The following is a 19437-nucleotide window of genomic DNA, read 5'->3' as shown; positions in this document are numbered from 1 at the left end:
TCGTTTTTTAATACGCCAAAAACAAAGCAAACGTTTGCTTTTTGAGTAAATCTCTCTATAATCGCGCACAAATTTTTAAGTGTGTTAGATCACACTCCACCAACCTGAGTTGACTCTGATTAACAGCAATCACAGGTAACGACGTCAACTCCACCCTGCTCTCCCATTCAGCGAGAACTAGGGAAATATTGCGACTAGCGAGACAAACAATGACAACTTCAAACCGATCTTCGGAACTGGTCTATCAACTCAACGATCGACCACCTTTGCCTCAAACCATTTTTGCCGCACTTCAGCACTTATTGGCGATGTTCGTCGCGGTTATCACTCCGTCACTGATCATCTGTCAGTCTTTGGGTGTACCTGCAGACCAAACGAACACCATCATCAGCATGTCTTTATTTGCGTCAGGCGTGTCTTCGTTTATTCAAATTCGCACCGTTGGCCCAATTGGCTCTGGTTTGCTCTCTGTTCAAGGCACCAGCTTTAACTTTTTAGGTCCTATTATTGGAGCAGGCCTATCGCTGAAAGCCGGTGGAGCAGACATCAGCACCATGATGGCTGCCATTTTTGGTACGATTTTAGTCGCATCATTTGCAGAAATTTTCCTATCTCGCGTATTGGAGCATGCCCGCCGAATCATCACTCCGCTCGTTTCAGGCATCGTCGTCACTCTTATCGGTCTCACACTGATTCAAGTCGGCTTAGTATCAATGGGCGGTGGCTACGCAGCATTAAATGAAGGAACCTTCGGCAGCTTAGACAAACTTGCTCTGGCTGGGACGGTACTTGGATTAATTGTGATTTTAAACCGCTCGAAAAACCCATACATCCGTGTGGCTTCAATCGTGATTGCGATGCTAGTGGGTTACATCATGGCGTATTTTATGGGGATGGTAGATACTTCTCAGCTAGGCGCAACTGAGATCGTAGCACTGCCCGTACCAATGCAATATGGCTTATCGTTTGACTGGTCTCTGTTCATTCCGCTGGTACTGATTTTCTTTATTACCGCACTAGAGGCCATCGGTGATATTACCGCAACATCTGAAGTGTCTGGTGAGCCAGTAAAAGGCCCAGTGTACATGGAACGCATTAAGGGCGGTGTGTTAGCAGACGGCTTAAACTCCGCAATCGCAGCCGTTTTCAACAGCTTCCCGAACTCAACGTTTAGCCAGAATAACGGCATCATCATGCTAACAGGAGTCGCGAGCCGCTACGTGGGTTACTTTATTTCTGGCATGTTAGTGATTCTTGGCTTGTTCCCAGGTGTCGCTAGCTTTGTTCAGCTGATTCCTGAGCCAGTACTTGGCGGCGCAACGATTGTCATGTTTGGTACGATTGCTGCCGCTGGTGTGCGTATTATCTCTCGTGTTGAGCTCGATCGCCGCGCAATTCTGATCATGGCCTTATCCTTCTCAATGGGACTTGGTATCGCACAAAAACCAGAGATCCTGCAATTTATGCCAGAATTTATTAAGAGTATTTTCTCAACTGGTGTTGCAGCAGGTGGCATCACAGCGATCATTTTAAATCTACTTCTGCCAGAGAAACTGGAAGACGAAGATGAACTTCCTCAGGAAGTGAAAGAGTCTTAAGATTATTGAGAATAAGAAAAGCCCAACCTAATTAGGTTGGGCTTTTTGTTTTAAAGGGTGCGGGCCATCGACTTACTTGGTAGGAAAGCTGATTTGAGCGATTAAACCGCCTTCACTGCGATTACGCATCACCACAGAGCCTGAATGTTGGCTGATTATACGCTTCACAATCGCCAACCCTAGCCCAGTGCCTTCACTACCGCGAGCGGTGTCACCACGCGTAAAGGGTTCAAATAACCTCGCGATTTGAGAATGCTCGATACCCGGTCCGTTGTCCTCTACTGAAATCCACACTAGCTGCTTATCTGCTGTCACACCAGTGCTGATTTTGACCCAGCCATTGCCATAACGTAGCGCATTCACAACTAAGTTACTGATCGCCCGCTTAATCGCAATCGCACTTCCTTTGGCTGGCGGCAAGTTAAGATTAAGATCTGTTTCAATTTCAACCTCATAACCACCTTCAGAACTGGCGACGTCACTGGCAATCGTACTGATATCAACCGCTTCAAACGATTCTTGGTTCACCGGTTTGAGATAATCCATAAACTGACTGATGATCTCATTACATTCTTCCGTATCGCTAATGATCCCCTCCGCAAGATAGCTGTCCTCAGGAGACATCATTTCTGTCGCTAGGCGAATACGCGTCAGAGGCGTTCGTAAGTCATGGCTAATCCCCGCCATTAATAAGGCTCGGTCTTCTTCTAGCTCTTGAATACCTTTCGACATTTGATTAAAGGCTCGAGTTACAGAGCGAATTTCCGATGCGCCTTTTTCTGCCAACGGTGGCGGGATTTCGCCTCGACCGACGTCTTTCGCGGCTCTCTCTAAAGCCAAAAGTGGGCGGTTTTGTAAACGAATAAACAACCAACCACCAGCAATGATCAGCAGCGCCATAATCAAACTGTTACGAAACAGCGGTGCAAAATCTTCTTCTTGCAGCTCAGATAACGGAATACGAATGATGGAGTTCGGCAACTTTTCGATGTGCATCCACAAAATGTAACTTTCATCGCCAAGCAATAAGCGTACTTCTGTAGGCGAACCCAGCTCTTGGCTCATTTCTTCAGACATCAAATCAATCGACATTGCGTGATGAAATTCAATCGCCTTATCGCTGTCAAGGCTGTGAACCGTCACCCCTAATCTTTCTAATAATTGACGCCTTAACGGTGCATCAGACTTTAAAGGTCCTTCATCATCAAGCACCAAATTGAGCTCATGGGCGAGAATTTTATTGAACTGCTGCAAACTCGGCATCAACGCGTAGTTAAAAACGGCGTAGTAAGAGAAAACTTGGCTCGCGAGAAGCAAAGAGATGAACAGCAGAATAGATTGTGTCAGTGAACTTCGGATGCGCATGGAACGTTCCTAGTGGTCCTAATCGCGAAATTTCAGCCTTCAAAGGGAAGGTAATGAAGGCTGAAGTTGCTATAGCCAAGTGCTGGCTATGGCGTGAAGAGGTTACACCTCTTTGCCGTCTGGGACGAAAACATAACCTAGGCCCCATACGGTTTGAATGTAGCGCGGCTTGCTCGGATCGTCTTCTAACATGCGACGTAAACGTGAGATTTGTACGTCAATAGAGCGTTCCATTGCAGAATATTCACGGCCACGCGCCATGTTCATCAATTTATCTCGTGACATTGGCTCACGCGCATTCATCACGAGCGCCTTTAGGACAGCAAACTCTCCAGAGGTGAGTGGCATTGCCTCGTCACCGCGGAACATCTCGCGAGTGCCTAGATTGAGTCGGAACTCCCCGAACTCCACCACTTTTTCTTCCGTGCTTGGTGCACCCGGCAACTCTACAGTTTGGCGGCGTAATACTGCCTTGATGCGAGCCAACAATTCGCGTGGGTTAAACGGTTTTGGCAAATAATCATCCGCCCCTACCTCAAGACCTACGATGCGGTCCACTTCATCACCTTTCGCGGTGAGCATTAAGATTGGCAACATATTGTTCGCGTGGCGTAGACGACGACAAATTGACAAACCGTCTTCACCTGGCAACATTAGGTCCAGCACCATTAAGTGAAAGTTTTCGCGCGTTAGTAGGCGATCCATCTGTTCGCCATTGGCGACACTTCGTACCTGAAAACCTTGCTCAGAAAGGTAACGCTCCAATAGAGCACGTAAACGAGCATCGTCATCAACCACTAAAATTTTATGATTTTCTTGCATTGAAACATCCTTTCAGAAGCGTCTATTGTCGAAAATGTATCACTGTTTTTCCTAACGTGCTCAAGCAAATTGTTACTCTTTTTATCTTAAGCGCTTTATTCTCTCTCTAGCAGGTATTTTCAGCACCTACTATTGACCATAATTCCATTCCAGTTCACGTTTGGCCTCAAGCAGCTCTTGCTGTGCCTCAGCCAGCTTGTGACGTTTTTTCTCAATTTTGTCTGCTTTACCTGAATGCTGAGCTTCGACTAATTCTTCCTCTCGCTCCTCAACTTCTTTAGTCTTTTCTTCCACTTCTGCTTGCAGCTCTTGGCGCAGCTCACCTTCCGAGCATTCATTCTGGATAGCGGAAAGTGCTTGCTCCAAGCCTTTAATGCGATGCTCATTACCTTGCGCTTTTGCATACTCAAGCTGCTGCTCTACCGCTAACTCTTTAGCGTCACAGCCTTTCACTTCATCTTGAGCAAAAACTGAAAGTGAGAATCCTATTGTTAGTGCAGCACTACACATGACTGCTTTGTTCATTTTACTTCTCCGAGAAAGGCACCATGCCTTTATACCAAATATTCTGACGTTGAGACCCAAGTCACTTCTAGTGAACTTCATGAGACTTGAATCAGTGATAAAGCCTCAGTCTTCCGAGGCCGGTTGAGTGTATTCAATTGAGTTGATGAACCACTCTTTTTCACCTTCTGGGGTGCGTACCGTGAACTCTTCATCCACTTGTTTTTTCAACATCGCTCGCGCCATAGGTGAATCGATAGAGATGTAGTCTTTCGCATCGCCATAAATCTCTTCAGGCCCGACTATACGAAACTTTTTCACTTCTCCTGCCTCATTTTCTATTTCCACCCATGCACCAAAAAAGACTTTGCCTTCTTGTTGCGGAGAATAGTCAACGATCGTGACTTCTGGCAGGAATTTACGAAGGAAGCGGACACGACGGTCGATCTGACGGAGTAAACGTTTATTGAAGGTGTAATCCGCATTTTCTGAGCGATCGCCCAGGCTCGCAGCCCAAGTGACGATCTTGGTGATTTCCGGGCGCTTTTCATTCCAAAGGTAATCATGCTCTTGTTTGAGTTTGTTGTAACCTTCTCGTGTAATCAGCTTAGTTTTCAAATTAACTCCTATCTCAACTAAAAAATGCTGCTCTTTGGCAGCATTAAGGAGATGATATACCCAAAGATCCAATGTTGTTCAGGCTTTGGGTATCAAGGTGATAAGGCGGCCAGAGTGTTACTTTTCGTAATCCGGTTTTTGCGTCACGATGTAATTCGTATCACTCGAAACAACCGCGCCATGTTTTAGGAAGTTTTTACCTAAAATCATGCTGTAATGGAAGCGACCTCGGTCCTGTAAGTTGACTCGGATCTTCTTCTCTAATTCACCAAGCTTAACATGCATTTCAACCACAGGGCGTACGTTCGCTTTCTCGCCTTTCTTCGCTTTAATACGCATGACATCAACAACAGGCTTGGTAAACGCCTGTTTCATGCCAAGATCGTTCTCATAGGTAAAGCTCACCATGTCTTTGCCGTCTTTCTTAAACTGCTTGATGTTCTTAGCATTGATTGAGCTTACATCTGCACCCGTGTCTAACTTCACAGGGAAAGACATCCCCTCAACTTCAGCTACTTCGATATGGCCAGCTTTGAAAAGTGGCCTTGCATCTAGTAGATGGTCTGCGCGAGTGTTCAGCAACACACCACCCTTGGCTATGTCATGACCAAAGACGAAAAAAGGTTGAGTGTCACCCTCATCAAGCACATCGAGCGCAAACTTCATTGATGTGTCTTTTCTACCGAGAAGAAAGTCTCCTTCGACAACAGGGCGAACCGCGCTGCCAACCTTGAGCTTTTTCAACACTGGTTTGGTGATTTTTTCTTCTTTCCCCTCATCGTTCATTAAATAAAACGTGACGGATTCATCCTTACCTTTTTCTGTTACTTCAAACCCATTTACACGCAGTAATGGCGTTTTCACAGTAAAAGTGGGGTAAGCAGGGACGGTATAACCATCAATGGTGACCTGTTCTTCTGGTGAAACGACAAGAGGTTTTGATTTGAGTGCGCTTTTGAACGTTTTTTCTACGCCACCCAGTAGATTTTCTCTGTCCGTATCAATAACAAAGTGCTGACTCGCGACGTCCCGACCTAAGCGAATTTGCGAACTGAACTTACTGCGATCACGCAGATACACCAACCAACGTTGAGTTTCATTTTCGCCGACTTTGACGGGTAAATAGACTAAAGGGCGCTCGCTTTTGGTCGTTTTCAGCATTCGTACCAAGGGTAATGTCATTGGATGACGCTTGCCATTCTCGCCCTCTAACATAAAAGAGACTTCGTTATGCTTTTTGTCTACCTTGATGTCCAGTGCATGGACGTTGGTATAACGGCTAGAAGTTGAGATGCTGATCTTATATGGCACACCTTCGACTTCAACCGTCTCTTTTTTGCCAATCATTTTTGCGCGTGGCTGTTCTTGAAGGTAATCGTAACCAGCGAAGACCCATGCGTTATCATCGAGATAGGTTTTACCAATCAAGATAGGAGAAGAGAATTGCGTACGCTTGGTCAGGTTCACTTCCGTATCAACGGTGTGACCAGCGATTGTCATCGGCATTTTTATTGTCGGGCGTAGGATGGGCTTTTTGCTTGTTCGACTGCGAATCGCGCTCACTCTTTCCAGATCATCGGTAATCTGTATTTCCTTCCCTGTATAAGGGTGAGGAACCGTAAAGCTAACCTTTACTTGATATGGCTTAAAGCTGTCGGCGTCCCACTTTGCCTTCGTACCACCTAAGTCATCGACAATCGCCCAAAGTAACTCGTTATCTTTCAAATCTTGGTAATCTGGGTGTGAGCTACTGACATGGATATTCTCCGCATGCATCGATGTCGTATCTGCACCAGTATCAATCTTGCCAATAAATGGCACCGCTTTTAGTTCCGGAATGTCACTGTAGTAGACGCTCTCCACACGCCCTAGTACCAATTTGTTATCGAGCTGATAAACGGGAGCTTGTGTGGTTCCTGAGATAGACTGCGCCCAACTAAGCGGGGCGACAAGTAAGGCACTCGTAAGCGCTAACGCCAAAGACATTTTTTTCATCATGATTATCCGTATAAGCCGAGGTACATTTAGTGATATCAACAACCGTGGAATTAGGTTAGTCGATAACTGCGGATATAAGTTCTCAATTTAATTACAGTTTTGACATAAATCTGACTGATGTCCACCAGCGCCCGGTAAATTTTTGCCTCGTTAATTTAAAACATTGCAAATTCTTCGAACGACCCCAATGTTCTATACAACCAAAACCGAATTAAAAGAGAAAACACGGATGAGCCAAGCTATCTGTCGCATGATTGCTCAAGAACTGAATGTTCGCCCAGAGCAAGTCAACGCCGCTGTCACCCTAATTGATGATGGCAACACTGTCCCTTTTATTGCACGTTACCGCAAAGAGGTGACGGGGGGCCTTGATGATACCCAGCTTCGTACTTTGGACAGCCGTCTGTCTTACCTTCGTGAAATGGATGATCGCCGTCAAACCATCCTCAAATCAATCCAAGAGCAAGGCAAACTGACGCCAGAGCTAGAACAAGAGATCGCGCAGGCAGACAGCAAAACTCGTCTTGAAGACTTATACCTACCTTACAAACCCAAGCGTCGTACGAAAGGTCAGATCGCGATTGAGGCTGGTCTTGAGCCGCTCGCAGATCAGCTTTGGAATCACCCACAAACCGAGCCAGAAAGCGAAGCAAGCAAATACCTTGATGCAGACAAAGGCATCGCAGACACCAAAGCTGCATTGGATGGCGCTCGCGCGATCATCATGGAGCGCATCGCAGAAGACGCAAACTTACTGGAAAAAATTCGCAACCACTTAAATCGCAATGCGGAACTGGTCTCACGAGTCGTTGAAGGCAAAGAGCAAGAAGGCGAGAAGTTTAAAGATTACTTCAACCACAACGAGCCCCTAAGCAAAGTGCCATCGCACCGAGCACTGGCGATGTTGCGTGGCCGTAACGAAGGCTTCCTGACATTGGCGATGAACGCTGATCCAGAACAGGAAGAAGGCGCTCGTCAGTCTTACTGCGAAACGATTATCGCCGACCATTATGGCGTAACGCTAAGCAGCGCACCTGCGGATACCTGGCGTAAGCAAGTGATCAGCTGGGCATGGCGCATCAAAGTATCGATGCACATGGAAACCGAGCTAATGGGCGCAATGAAAGAGCGCGCTGAAATCGAAGCGATTGAAGTATTCGCCACTAACCTAAAAGACTTGTTGATGGCAGCACCGGCTGGCCCTCGTGCAACACTTGGTCTCGATCCGGGTCTGCGTACAGGTTCAAAAATCGCGGTTGTCGACTCAACAGGTAAAGTGCTTGCAACCGAAACCATCTACCCTCACCCACCACAAAAACAATACGACAAGTCAGCACAAATCGTTGAGCAGTTGGTGCGTAAGTACAACGTGGATTTGATTGCGATTGGTAACGGTACGGCTTCACGTGAAACCGACAGCTTTGTCGCAGACGTCATCAAACGTGGCAACCTGAAAGTTCAGAAGATCATAGTAAGTGAAGCGGGGGCTTCGGTTTACTCAGCGTCTGAGCTTGCAGCAAAAGAGTTCCCGAATATGGACGTATCACTGCGTGGTGCAGTGTCGATTGCACGTCGTTTGCAAGATCCATTGGCTGAACTCGTGAAAATTGATCCGAAATCTATTGGTGTGGGTCAATACCAGCACGATGTAAGCCAATCTATGTTGGCAAAACGCCTAGATGCGATTGTGGAAGACTGTGTAAACGCGGTTGGTGTTGATGTGAACACTGCTTCTGCGGCGCTACTGACGCGCGTAGCAGGCTTATCAAGCACCATCGCGCAGAACATTGTCGACTTCCGCGATGAGAACGGCCGCTTCGAAGCACGTACAACCTTGAAGAAAGTACCTCGTTTAGGTCCTAAGGCGTTCGAGCAGTGTGCGGGCTTCCTGCGTATTATGGATGGTAAGAACCCACTTGATGCGTCTGCGGTTCACCCAGAAGCGTACCCAGTGGTCAAAGCGATTTCTGAGAAGAACAACAAAGATATCAAAGCACTGATTGGTGATTCAAGCTTCCTTAAAGGTCTGCATGCGGTCGATTACACCGACGATAACTTCGGCGTTCCAACCATTACAGACATCATCAAAGAGTTAGACAAGCCGGGTCGTGACCCACGTCCAGAATTCAAAACGGCGACGTTTGCAGAAGGTGTAAACTCGGTATCTGACTTGGAACCGGGCATGATTCTAGAAGGTGTGGTATCGAACGTAGCCAACTTCGGTGCCTTCGTTGATATCGGCGTTCACCAAGATGGTCTCGTACACATCTCTGCACTGACAGATCGTTATGTGTCTGACCCACGTGAAGTGGTGAAAGCGGGCGACATCGTCAAAGTGAAAGTGATGGAAGTTGACGTGCAGCGTAAACGTATTGGTCTATCGATGCGTATGAACGACGAACCGGGTCAAGACAACCGTAGCCAACGCTCATCAGCAGCGCCGCGTCGTAATGACCAACCGCAGCGTCGTCAGCCTCGCCGTGATGATTCGTCATCGAACAGCGCGATGGGCGGTGCATTTGCTGCAGCGTTTGCTAAAGCGAAAAAGTAATCTTACCTAGGCTTCACCGCTAACGAGCTTTCATAACTAAAAAGAAAACGCTCCAATCAGTCAACCTGCTTGGAGCGTTTTTGTTTGAGTAGGATATTGAGTCGTCATAATACTGCTATCACTTCTGACGGGGTATGGGGAGCGACTGCATGACCATAATGAAACTTGATCACCTTCCTGCGCTTTTCCATTAATCCTTCATTGATCGCAGCATCCAAAATGCGCTTTGGTAAGCGAAAGCGGATCGCGTAGCCTTTCCCCTGGTCTTCACTATACGATTTGAGCGCAAGCAAACTAAAAAGCCGTTCTAGTGTATCTTCCGGCTCTTCTTGATAACGCGTGTCGACTTCCGTTTCCATATCATAATCAGGATGCTCTGAAGGATCCCAAGAAGACTGACGTCGGCGCTTGTCGTCACCTTTTACTTTTCGCTCTGCATTGGTTTTGGCCAATGCGACCGTTGGCGTTACAGGCTCTCGGACTTTATTGTCGCGAGCTGCTTGTTCCGTCTGCACATTCACGGATGGGGCGATCAGTGGCACACTTACGTTGGTCGGTGACACAATCATTGCGAACCCTCCTCAGAGTCGCCCAACTCGTCAATATGGCTTAGCTTTATTGGCTAATAAAACCTCACCAGTCTTTATATCGACCACTTTTTAAACAACTTGAGGTATTTCCGCTCGTACTTGCTCAATCGTGAGCAAACTCTCGGATTTGAACACAAAATTCGTCATGTTCGGTGATAAAAGGCGCATGAGAGGACTGATTAAAAACAAACTGCTGGGTATGAGGCAACTGTTCACTTAAATCGTTAGCTACTTTAATTGGCACCAACCCATCTAAACGGCCATAAAGACGCAACATTGGAACAGAAAGAGACGTCAACGCATCGCGCAGATCCACATCAGCAAGGATGTTTAGCCCAACCAACAGCGATTCAGGGTTTGGCTGAGGGCGCGATAGTACCGCTTGCTTGAGCTGTTTAACGTCTTTACGCGCTGATGGGCTGCCCATCGCTTGCAACGCCATAAAGCGCTCAATGGTCAGTGAGAAATCTTCTAGCAACTGAGAGGTAAACGCACTCAGTACATTCGGTTGAATGCCGCGCCACGGTTTTTCTGCGGCAAATTTAGGTGAGCTGGCAACCGTAATCAACTTAGCCACGCGCTCGGGCATATTTAATGCCACATGCGTCGCCACTAAACCTCCGAGGGACCAACCAAGCCAAATCGCTTTCTCTGGCGCACCTTGCACCACCAAGTTAGCAATATGGTCTAAATCTTCAGCATGAGATTCGGCGCTATGTCCGTACCCCGGAAGGTCAACCACATGAACTCGGAAATAAGGTTGAAGAGACTCGACTGTCTGCTGCCATACCGCACCATTCATGCCCCAACCATGAAGTAACACCAAATCTGGTCCTTGACCAAATGACTGCCAGTGTAATTTCGTGCTCATGCTCTCAATCTCTCCCACTTATTTTATTCCCTACGGCTTCAGCCAAGCGTTAGGCTGAGTAAAATATCACCATGAATAAACGCTATGTTATCTCATCACTGGCAAAACATCATGCACCGCGTATTGAGCAGTCAATGCGGCCTGTGTCGGTTCCCTATTCAAACACCAAGCCACACAAATACTCTGCGCTGGTGCGAGCACTGTTTAAAATACCTAACTCCGGTAAAACGATGTCAACGCTGCGGTTTATCATTACAGAAAGAAGAAATGAGTACGGATAGTATTTGTGGTGAATGTCTTTCAAAGCCACCGCCATGGCAAAGGCTATACACGTTAGGCGATTACGACTTTCCCCTTTCACGGGAAGTACAACGCTTTAAAGATCACGGAGAGTCTTGGCATGTAAAAGCATTAACCGAGCAACTGGCACAGCGCATCACCACGCCAGCTCCAATCATTACCAGTGTGCCATTGCACTGGCAGCGTTACCTGCGCCGGGGTTTTAATCAAAGTGATGTTTTAGCCCGACACCTCGCCAAGCAATTGCAGACTAATTTTGATGCGAAGGTCTTTCGTCGAGTAAGGCTCGCCCAATCACAGCGTGGTAATACCAAAACAAGCCGTGAACAAAACTTAAAAGGCGCGTTTATTCTCAATAAGCGCCCTCACTCTTCCCATGTTGCCATCGTCGATGATGTAGTCACCACAGGCAGTACCGTCCGACAATTATGTCATTTACTACTTGAAGTTGGCGTAGAAAGCATCGATATTTACTGCATCTGCAGAACACCTGCTCCTCGTTCTCTCTAGATCGCTTCGCCATGCCTTAGCATCAAAAAGACTAGACCCATACGTCAACAAGAGTAGAATAGCAGCAGTAACCTACAAATTTACTCGGGTATTCGTCGTGTCAAATATTACTATTACAGAAACTGCGCAAACGCATTTCGCTAACCTTTTAGGTCAACAACCTGAAGGCACTAACATTCGTATTTTCGTTGTGAACCCAGGTACACAAAACGCTGAGTGTGGCGTGTCTTACTGCCCACCAGAAGCAGTAGAATCGACCGACACTGAACTCTCTTACAGCGGTTTTTCAGCTTACGTGGATGAGCTGAGCCTGCCATTCCTTGAAGACGCTGAAATCGATTTTGTTACCGATAAAATGGGCTCTCAGCTAACGCTAAAAGCACCTAACGCTAAAATGCGTAAAGTTGCGGACGACGCACCACTGGTTGAGCGCGTTGAGTACGTTATCCAAACCCAAGTCAACCCACAGCTTGCTGGCCACGGTGGTCACGTAAACTTGGTTGAGATCACTGAAGACGGTGTTGCAATTGTTGCATTTGGTGGCGGTTGTAATGGCTGTTCTATGGTTGACGTAACACTAAAAGAAGGCATCGAGAAAGAGCTGCTAAACCAGTTCATTGGTGAACTAACCGCAGTTCGTGATGCTACAGAACATGACCGTGGTGATCACTCTTACTACTAAGAGTAAACACTGTCAGAAAATGGGAGGCTTCGGTCTCCCATTTTTGTATCGATACTGAGGTGATGCTGAGATGCTTAGCTCGACTCGTAAAATCCGCTAGAAACTCAGGCGGAGTTCTCATATATTAAGAATCTTACGCATCTCGTAAACGCCAACGACACCAAGGAGCCAGCGTCATGCCGAAACGAACCCCACCAGAGATACTCTCATGCCAGACGGTTGCAAAATCCAAACTGTTTGCTGTGGAAGCGCTCGACCTTCGTTTTTCCAATGGTGAGCATCGTACTTATGAGCGTATGAAGCCAAGTGGACGAGATGCTGTAATGGTGGTTCCTGTAACAGAACAAGGCGATTTATTACTGGTGCGTGAATACGCCGCTGGAACTGAACGTTACGAGTTAGGTTTCCCAAAAGGGCTGATTGACCCAGGAGAAACACCACATCAAGCTGCGGATCGTGAGTTAAAAGAAGAAATCGGCTTTGGCTGTAATCAGTTAACCCCGTTGAAACAAGTTATCCTCGCGCCATCTTACTTTTCGAGCAAAATGACTCTATTTTTAGGACAGGCGCTTTATCCAGAGAAGCAAGAAGGCGATGAGCCTGAACCACTGGAAATTGTGCGTTGGCCACTTGCGCAAGCCGAAGAGTTATTAACTCACATGGATTTCTGTGAAGCACGAAGCATCACAGCGCTAATGTTGGCACTGAAACACTTACCAAACACCACTCACAAGCATAACCAATAACGGTCATTAGAACCGAATAACACTGTGAGTAAGGACTATCACTTATGCCAATGACAAAAGATCTATCTCACCTACTTCCTCAAGTCATCGAGATTGCCCGCAGTGCTGGGCAAATGATCCTCGAAATATATGAAAAGAAGCAATACGAGGCCTACACCAAAAGTGACGAAACTCCCGTAACAAGTGCAGATATTGCAGCTCACAAGTTCATCACTGAACGCTTGAGTGATCTGACGCCTGACATTCCCGTGTTGTCAGAAGAAGACGCAGACATAAGCTTAGAGCAACGCGCTCAGTGGGAACGTTATTGGTTAGTCGACCCTCTTGATGGTACTCAAGAATTCATCGCTCGCAGTGGTGACTTTGCCACTATTATTGCGTTGGTCGACAACAATCGACCAACCATGGGCGTCGTTTACGGCCCTGTATCTGGCGTGACTTACTACGCTTATAATGGCAAAGGCGCCTGGAAAATTCCCGACATGTCGGACAGCGTCAAAATCCATACACACAAACACGAACAGCCAGAGCAAAGCATCGCAATTGCTATTAGTCGTCGCCAAGACATCAATCGTATTACTAACCGTATGAGCAGCGCCTGGAATTACGACTTAATACCGCTCGGTTCTGCAGCATTGAAAGCATGCCTCGTCGCGGAAGGGGCGGTAGATTGCTATCTCCGACTAGGTCCAACAGGTGAGTGGGACACCGCTGCGACACAATGCATTGTTGAAGAAGCTGGCGGACGTATTCTCAGCACGCAATTAGAACCGCTGTCATATAACGAGCGGGAAACACTAGAAAACCCGAACTTTATTGTTCTTGGTGATGCGGATTTACCTTGGAATGAGATTTTACAACGCAAAGATTAAGCGCCTTATCGGTAAAATTTAGAGCACAAAGTTCTAGCAATAGAAAGGCCACGAATATCTTCGTGGCCTTTTCTTTTTGACCTTCTGTACAGCACTTGGAGCATTTGGCCTACTATGTTCCAACTGCTTGCAAAGCTGAACGAAAGAAAAAATTAATTAAAAATCAATTAAAAATCAAGGCTTTAAACTTTCACTCATTCCCAATCAAGATCGAATGTACAGCGAATAGAGGTTTTAGCTTACGATGATCCAAAAGCAAAAAGAGCTGCGCACTAGCAGCTCTTCTAAGATATTGGATTTTGTCACGATAGGTTAGAAGCGCCCTTGGTAATTAAACTCATATTGACCTTGAGCATTCGGCTTACCCAACCATTTCAGTTGCTCCCCCATGCTGGATGGGAACTCTGCACCAGGTTTGAACCACGCTTTGGTTGAGTACCGTTGATTAGGCATCAGTTCAGCGGAAAACGCCGCAGATACTTGTTTGCTGCTCTGCTCACCAGTTGCCGTCAATACACTATCCTGACAGTTTATATCGGCAATCACAGGACCGAGATCTAAGCTGCCAACGGGGCTTTGAATACCACTGGCATTCCATACTAAAGTGCCTTCACCGTTCTTACACCAAGGCACAGCATAAGTCGCATGACGAATATTCAGCTCAAGCTGCCCATCAACACCAACAGGCACAGGGAGGCGCGCTTGCTCAACAACTTTTACCGCCGGAATCGAGGCAACTAAGTTTTTGGCATAAGGGCCATCACTTAAGCTATAGCCGACAAAACCGCGCCCACGAACGTCCATTTCACTACCACGACCAAAGCGCACAGCAAACTCAGCTTTACCTGTCAGTAGACTCGACCATTGGAAATCCCAATTAACTTCTCCAAGGTTCTGGCGCTGCCAACGAATACTAGAAGCTTGACCTTGCCATACCGAACCGTTGGCTCCTTGAATGTCCAGGCCTCTCACTGTTGGTGCTTGTTGTAACACCCAAGAGACTGGTAATCCCATTAAAAGACTGACTGAAAAAAAGACGATAAAGATAACAACGTAAAGTACTGCTCGCTTCACCTTAACCTCGCTTAAACTGAAGGCGGTTTACATCGATCATGCCCGCTTGCTCTGTTCGGTCGATATCTAAAAATTCGACTTCAATACCCTGTTGCTCTTTCAAGTAACGTAACCAATCCACTAGTTGATTAAACGCGAGTGGTTTGATCCACACTTGAACGCTCTCATTACGAGGTTGTACTCGAATCAACTCAACTTTATAACGACGAGCTGAAGAAGAAACCAACTGATTCAACGGTTGACTAGAGTAGCTCACACCGCTGCTTTTTCGCAGTGCAGTGATGCCATCCGCTTTATCTTGTACCCAAGCTAGCAACTGCTTTTCACTTTGAATACGTGACTGAGCTAGCTCCGCACGTTGACTCATTGGCTGTAATAAACCCCAATAAATAATACCGATAACGGCAATAGCGCCACATCCCATGACCAAACGCTGCTCACGCTGCGAGATGCTGCTCCACCAAACCTGAGCTTGAGAAATTAAATTTTTCATCATCACCTCACAAACGCTTCAAAACAAAGCTGCCAACCACAACGTTATCGCTACGGTTCAACTGACCTTGCTCAACATTAAACTTCTCTGCCAATTTCACACGAGCCTGCTCAAAAGGTTGGAAGTCTGAACTACGAGCCTGAATACGTACTTCGCCACGTTGTCCGTCGTATTTAAAGCTAGTGATCTCCAAGTCACTGACCTGACCAAGCGTCGCGGGTAATGCCGCCAACCATGACAACATTGCCTGCTGACCACTTCCACCAGATAAGCGGCGCTCTTCATCATCCATTTGTCGTTTGAGGTAACTAACGGTAGGAATGCGTCGTTTATTTGGGAACACCTGGCGGAAAATACGCTCACTCTCCTCACGATACGCTTGAGCTTGTGCTTCGTACTTATGGACCACGAGCAACTGCTGCGCAACCATAACGACGATAAGCACCCCCGCAGCAATGGTGGCTTTTTGCCAGAGCTTCCAGTATTTACCCCAAGAAGATTTCGGCTTGAAGCTCCCAGTCAGCAAATTGACTTTGCTTTCTGTCACCCCCTTCGCCAGTAAAGCCATCGTCATTTCTTCTGGTTGCGGATCCCATATTTCAGGTAACGCAGATTCCGGGACCGAGCTAAAGCAATCGAGCTTCCAACCTTCATGATTTTGTAGATAAGAAGAGAGGTAAAGGTCTAACCAAGAAGCGTCGACAACCGCGCCCTCTGTCGCAGAGTGACGAATTAGCCATTGCTCGCCAATCATTGCAGCACTGCTGTGATCTCCACGAACCGGTAACGCAAGCACATCGGGTAAAATGCGTTTAATGGCGATACCTTGGCTTGAGAAACGTTGCAGTACAGTCTGAATCCAAGCACGTTCAACTGCGCAAATCTGCGCTTTATCCGCTTGTTTACCCAACACGCTAAAGTGCAGGCCATCAACGTCCTGAGCAACTTCGTCTTCCACTAAGTACGGTAACATCGCCTCGAATTGGCGTGTTGCACCAGGTGGTATATCCACTTGCGTCAGGACCACATCATTACTCGCCAACAGCGCCACAACTTGGCGCTGACCAGCATATGAGACCAATTCATCTAAGTGTTCCCACCCGGCGATTTCACCGCTAGCAATCACTTCCTGTTGATCTGTCGACCACACCACCCAAGGAATGGTACTTTGTTGTTCGCTACTCAGCCGAACGGTCAGAAACTCGCTCACTGATCCCTCCAAAACGACGGCGAACTACGGTCACCGTTTCTCTATTTGTACTTTGCAAAAGGCTTCGGATACGTACACGTGATTCATCCACCAACACTTGTGCATCCAATTCAAAAAAGGCGCTATCTACACCCAAATAGCCTTTGGCGTTTTTCTTTACATCTTCACTTAAGCCAGCCATTTCTGACTCTGCTAAAAATTCATCAATGCTATCCCACCCATCAAATGGGCGTTTTTCAATTAGCTGAATCGCATCACTACTGCTTAAGTTTGGTGAGAACATTGCCACCAAAATCGGAGCTTGCTCAACATCAATCGTATTCACGTTTAAACGCCAGTCATCACTTGGCAATGCACAGACCAACGGCTCCAATTTTTGGAAAATTTCACCACTCACCTGATAGACAGCCCGTAACTCGGAAGCATCTGCCATCCAACCATTTGATGCCAAATAGGAAGGTTTCATCGCTTCATATGTGCTGTCTTCAACCCCAGTAGTCGAACGGACAGAGTCATCAGCATCAATGTATTCCCAAGTAGAGTCTGCAATGATTTCTGCTTGATATGGCTCGACATCCAACTCTTCTAATAGGCGCTGCAATACATTCACTAAATATGGTCTTGTAATTTGCTGACCCGTTGGTTGCACACGACTCAATACATTTAGATTAAAGCACGCTTGCTTGTCTCTAATTCGTCCCGCCGCTTGACCATAATCTAACGGATAGACTTGCTCTTTTATCGCCCACGGTTGACTCATATTAATCGTGTCGGTGTCTTTATAACTTTGCTCGATACCCACTTTTGCTAGCGCCTCGACGCCAAGGCTGTACCAATACGCTTGCTGGTAATTGATTTGATTAGCACCTCGCTGAAACTGCAAGAACAAACGTTCTGACATACTGGCAGCAACCGTCGCCATAATCGCCAGCAACATCAACACTATAATCAAAGCAACACCGCGCTGACGGTTAACCATTATTGCTGTCTCCTGAACTTTCCTCTTTCTGACTCAATGTGCCATCAGGAGTGAGATAAGTGCGGACAATTTCTCCATAGTCTTTGAGAGTGAGAACAACAGAAACCGCTTTCGGCAGCGCTTTTTCTTCAGCCCACTCTTTTTTCCATTGCTTACCATCATAGAAACGCATATCAAATGACTCGACCTGCGTTAGCAATGGAGTAACAGTGCCTTGTTGCCCAACCGGCGTATCAGGGTAGCGCCACCATACTCGCTGCAGTGTTTCTTCTTTTAAGCGATAGCCAACCTTGGTTACTTCTCCACGAGGGAACTGCTGCTGAGGGTTGTGCCAACCTAAACGGGCAAACATCAGCCCTTTAGTATCGGAGTCCAACAGGTAATCGGACCAAAAAATTAGCCGGCTAGCAGGCTCTTCACCATTAGTACGTGTTTGACGCATCGCCATTTGACGAAAATCGTTATCCATCATCACCATGGCACGCTGAATTTCGTTTAAGCGTTGGGTTCGTTCTTGTGATAGCGCATTGCTACGCTGTACTTGCGATACCACTTGGTACGCTGCGACACTTAAACTGGCAAAGATGGCAATCGATACCAACACTTCAATAAGTGTAAAACCTTTTACCCTTTGGCGCGTGTTTGCGCGGGGATGATTATTGCGCCACATAGCTTCGTACCGTTACTACAGGGCTCGCGCTTTTCTCTACCGAGACGCTTACATCAAATGCTTTCAGCAATGGCTGCGTCGTGGCGACTGGCGTGACTTTCCAGAACCAAGTGCGTCCTGCCAGCTCTTCTGTGCCGTTTTTCGCTTTGAGTTCTCCGGTATTCAACATCACATTTGCCATCTGATTATCCACAACCATGGCTGCAAACATTTTTTCTTCTAGATAACTGATTGTATTAATATGCTGGCTCACAGAGCGAATGACACTGATGGCAGCGGTGGCGAAAATGGCCAGTGCGACCAATACTTCCAGTAAGGTCATGCCTCTCGTCCGGCGATGACTCAAATTGGGGCGAGCTTGCTTAAAATTGCGCATTCTCATCCTCTTTCACTTCTTCGCCCGGAGCTAATAACAAAATTTGTCCACTTTCTTTGCCAATGACTCGCCAACCGTCATTAAAGGCATCACCATTTTGCGGAAAAAAAGATAGGGTAAATGGCGTGACTTCGGCGCTGGAAAAGATAAACACTTGCGGTGGCTCAATTTTCTTTTCGTCCTCTTCTTCTGCGAACATGTCTTCATCAAAAAGAGAACCTGGTTTGAATAAGCGCTCATCATTATCCCAAGCACCACCGCCGAGTTCGAGTTGTAGCGTAATATCTTCTTCTAGCTTGGTTTTGCTCGGAATCTGCTTTAATTTCAGAGGCTGCCAACCTTCTGAGGTTAAACTCAGTAGAGCGTAGGTCGATTTGGCATCATCCACTCGAACGCCAAAATCTTTACCGCTCAGCACCGCTTCTTCATTGAGCAGCTGTAAACGCTGAAAAAAGCTTTGAGCATACTGTTTGGAAAGATCTTTTTGGCTAGTCGGTAACGTCGAGATCACGGCCACAGCCGTAAGAGATAGCAAAACCAGCACCAATAGAATTTCTATCAATGTAAAACCGTTATGTTTTCGCATTTGTTTCATTAGTGCTGGCTTA

General features: G+C 46.8%; 20 protein-coding genes. 6 read left to right on the top strand and 14 right to left on the bottom strand.

The features are described 5' to 3' along the window. Positions 1–209: 209 nt before the first annotated feature. A complete protein-coding gene (locus NL643_RS10570; protein ID WP_033905917.1) occupies positions 210–1598 on the top strand; it encodes a uracil-xanthine permease family protein in 1389 nt (462 codons plus the stop codon). A 72-nt stretch (positions 1599–1670) separates the two neighbouring features. Here NL643_RS10570 and envZ read toward each other — a convergent pair whose 3' ends face one another. The 5 genes from envZ to NL643_RS10545 all read right to left on the bottom strand — a co-directional run bounded on the left by envZ (position 1671) and on the right by NL643_RS10545 (position 6905). Beyond that, entirely contained in the window at positions 1671–2963 is a 1293-nt protein-coding gene (gene envZ, locus NL643_RS10565) for a two-component system sensor histidine kinase EnvZ (protein WP_017820700.1), read from the bottom strand. A gap of 102 nt (positions 2964–3065) precedes the next feature. Continuing rightward, positions 3066–3785: a two-component system response regulator OmpR gene (gene ompR / locus NL643_RS10560; RefSeq protein WP_005379333.1), complete on the bottom strand. Its 720-nt coding sequence runs from the start codon at positions 3783–3785 to the stop codon at positions 3066–3068. 129 nt (positions 3786–3914) lie between these two features. Next, positions 3915–4310 (bottom strand): DUF1090 domain-containing protein, encoded by a 396-nt coding sequence (locus NL643_RS10555; protein WP_017635004.1) that lies wholly within the window; start codon positions 4308–4310, stop codon positions 3915–3917. Between the two features lie 105 nt (positions 4311–4415). Beyond that, a complete protein-coding gene (greB, locus tag NL643_RS10550) occupies positions 4416–4907 on the bottom strand; it encodes a transcription elongation factor GreB (RefSeq protein WP_005379321.1) in 492 nt (163 codons plus the stop codon). A gap of 117 nt (positions 4908–5024) precedes the next feature. Beyond that, positions 5025–6905, bottom strand: coding sequence for a RimK/LysX family protein (locus tag NL643_RS10545; protein WP_086013892.1), 1881 nt, complete (start codon positions 6903–6905; stop codon positions 5025–5027). 229 nt (positions 6906–7134) lie between these two features. On the opposite strand from NL643_RS10545, the gene NL643_RS10540 reads away from it, so the two are divergent. Next, positions 7135–9456, top strand: coding sequence for a Tex family protein (locus NL643_RS10540; RefSeq protein ID WP_005379317.1), 2322 nt, complete (start codon positions 7135–7137; stop codon positions 9454–9456). A gap of 104 nt (positions 9457–9560) precedes the next feature. Here NL643_RS10540 and NL643_RS10535 read toward each other — a convergent pair whose 3' ends face one another. Continuing rightward, positions 9561–10025 (bottom strand): hypothetical protein, encoded by a 465-nt coding sequence (locus NL643_RS10535; protein WP_005379316.1) that lies wholly within the window; start codon positions 10023–10025, stop codon positions 9561–9563. A gap of 124 nt (positions 10026–10149) precedes the next feature. After that, the gene (gene bioH / locus NL643_RS10530) at positions 10150–10917 is read right to left on the bottom strand and encodes a pimeloyl-ACP methyl ester esterase BioH (protein ID WP_005384724.1); all 768 of its coding nucleotides are present in this window, start codon (positions 10915–10917) and stop codon (positions 10150–10152) included. Positions 10918–11001: 84 nt separating this feature from the next. Here bioH and NL643_RS10525 point away from each other — a divergent pair, with 84 nt between their 5' ends. The 4 genes from NL643_RS10525 (at position 11002) to cysQ (ending at position 14027) form a co-directional block, all read left to right on the top strand. After that, entirely contained in the window at positions 11002–11727 is a 726-nt protein-coding gene (locus NL643_RS10525; protein ID WP_033905914.1) for an amidophosphoribosyltransferase, read from the top strand. Positions 11728–11824: 97 nt separating this feature from the next. Further along, positions 11825–12409, top strand: a complete 585-nt coding sequence (nfuA, locus tag NL643_RS10520; protein ID WP_005379313.1) for a Fe-S biogenesis protein NfuA — start codon at positions 11825–11827, stop codon at positions 12407–12409. A 176-nt stretch (positions 12410–12585) separates the two neighbouring features. After that, positions 12586–13155, top strand: coding sequence for an ADP compounds hydrolase NudE (gene nudE / locus NL643_RS10515; RefSeq protein ID WP_005379309.1), 570 nt, complete (start codon positions 12586–12588; stop codon positions 13153–13155). A gap of 44 nt (positions 13156–13199) precedes the next feature. Next, a complete protein-coding gene (cysQ, locus tag NL643_RS10510; RefSeq protein ID WP_005379308.1) occupies positions 13200–14027 on the top strand; it encodes a 3'(2'),5'-bisphosphate nucleotidase CysQ in 828 nt (275 codons plus the stop codon). A gap of 312 nt (positions 14028–14339) precedes the next feature. Here cysQ and NL643_RS10505 read toward each other — a convergent pair whose 3' ends face one another. The 7 genes from NL643_RS10505 to NL643_RS10475 are packed head-to-tail and all read right to left on the bottom strand — an operon-like array spanning position 14340 to position 19415. Continuing rightward, positions 14340–15101 carry a type II secretion system protein N gene (locus NL643_RS10505; RefSeq protein WP_033905913.1) on the bottom strand — a complete coding sequence of 254 codons (762 nt, stop codon included), beginning with the start codon at positions 15099–15101 and terminating at the stop codon, positions 14340–14342. Between the two features lies 1 nt (position 15102). Continuing rightward, positions 15103–15594, bottom strand: a complete 492-nt coding sequence (locus NL643_RS10500; RefSeq protein WP_005383002.1) for a type II secretion system protein M — start codon at positions 15592–15594, stop codon at positions 15103–15105. Between the two features lie 7 nt (positions 15595–15601). Beyond that, positions 15602–16804 (bottom strand): type II secretion system protein GspL, encoded by a 1203-nt coding sequence (gspL, locus tag NL643_RS10495; protein WP_033905912.1) that lies wholly within the window; start codon positions 16802–16804, stop codon positions 15602–15604. After that, positions 16773–17783, bottom strand: a complete 1011-nt coding sequence (gene gspK, locus NL643_RS10490; protein ID WP_005379302.1) for a type II secretion system minor pseudopilin GspK — start codon at positions 17781–17783, stop codon at positions 16773–16775. Before gspK ends, gspL begins: the two co-directional genes overlap by 32 nt. Then, a complete protein-coding gene (gspJ, locus tag NL643_RS10485) occupies positions 17776–18453 on the bottom strand; it encodes a type II secretion system minor pseudopilin GspJ (RefSeq protein ID WP_005382998.1) in 678 nt (225 codons plus the stop codon). Before gspJ ends, gspK begins: the two co-directional genes overlap by 8 nt. Further along, positions 18440–18829 (bottom strand): type II secretion system minor pseudopilin GspI, encoded by a 390-nt coding sequence (gene gspI / locus NL643_RS10480; protein ID WP_017635009.1) that lies wholly within the window; start codon positions 18827–18829, stop codon positions 18440–18442. Before gspI ends, gspJ begins: the two co-directional genes overlap by 14 nt. Continuing rightward, positions 18816–19415 (bottom strand): GspH/FimT family pseudopilin, encoded by a 600-nt coding sequence (locus NL643_RS10475; RefSeq protein WP_017635010.1) that lies wholly within the window; start codon positions 19413–19415, stop codon positions 18816–18818. Before NL643_RS10475 ends, gspI begins: the two co-directional genes overlap by 14 nt. Positions 19416–19437 lie beyond the last annotated feature (22 nt).

It is taken from the genome of Vibrio sp. Y42_MX_L11, assembly GCF_024181785.1.
Lineage (GTDB): Bacteria > Pseudomonadota > Gammaproteobacteria > Enterobacterales > Vibrionaceae > Vibrio > Vibrio diabolicus.
Note: the sequence above shows the minus strand (reverse complement) of the source record. Positions and strands in the feature narration are given on the sequence as shown.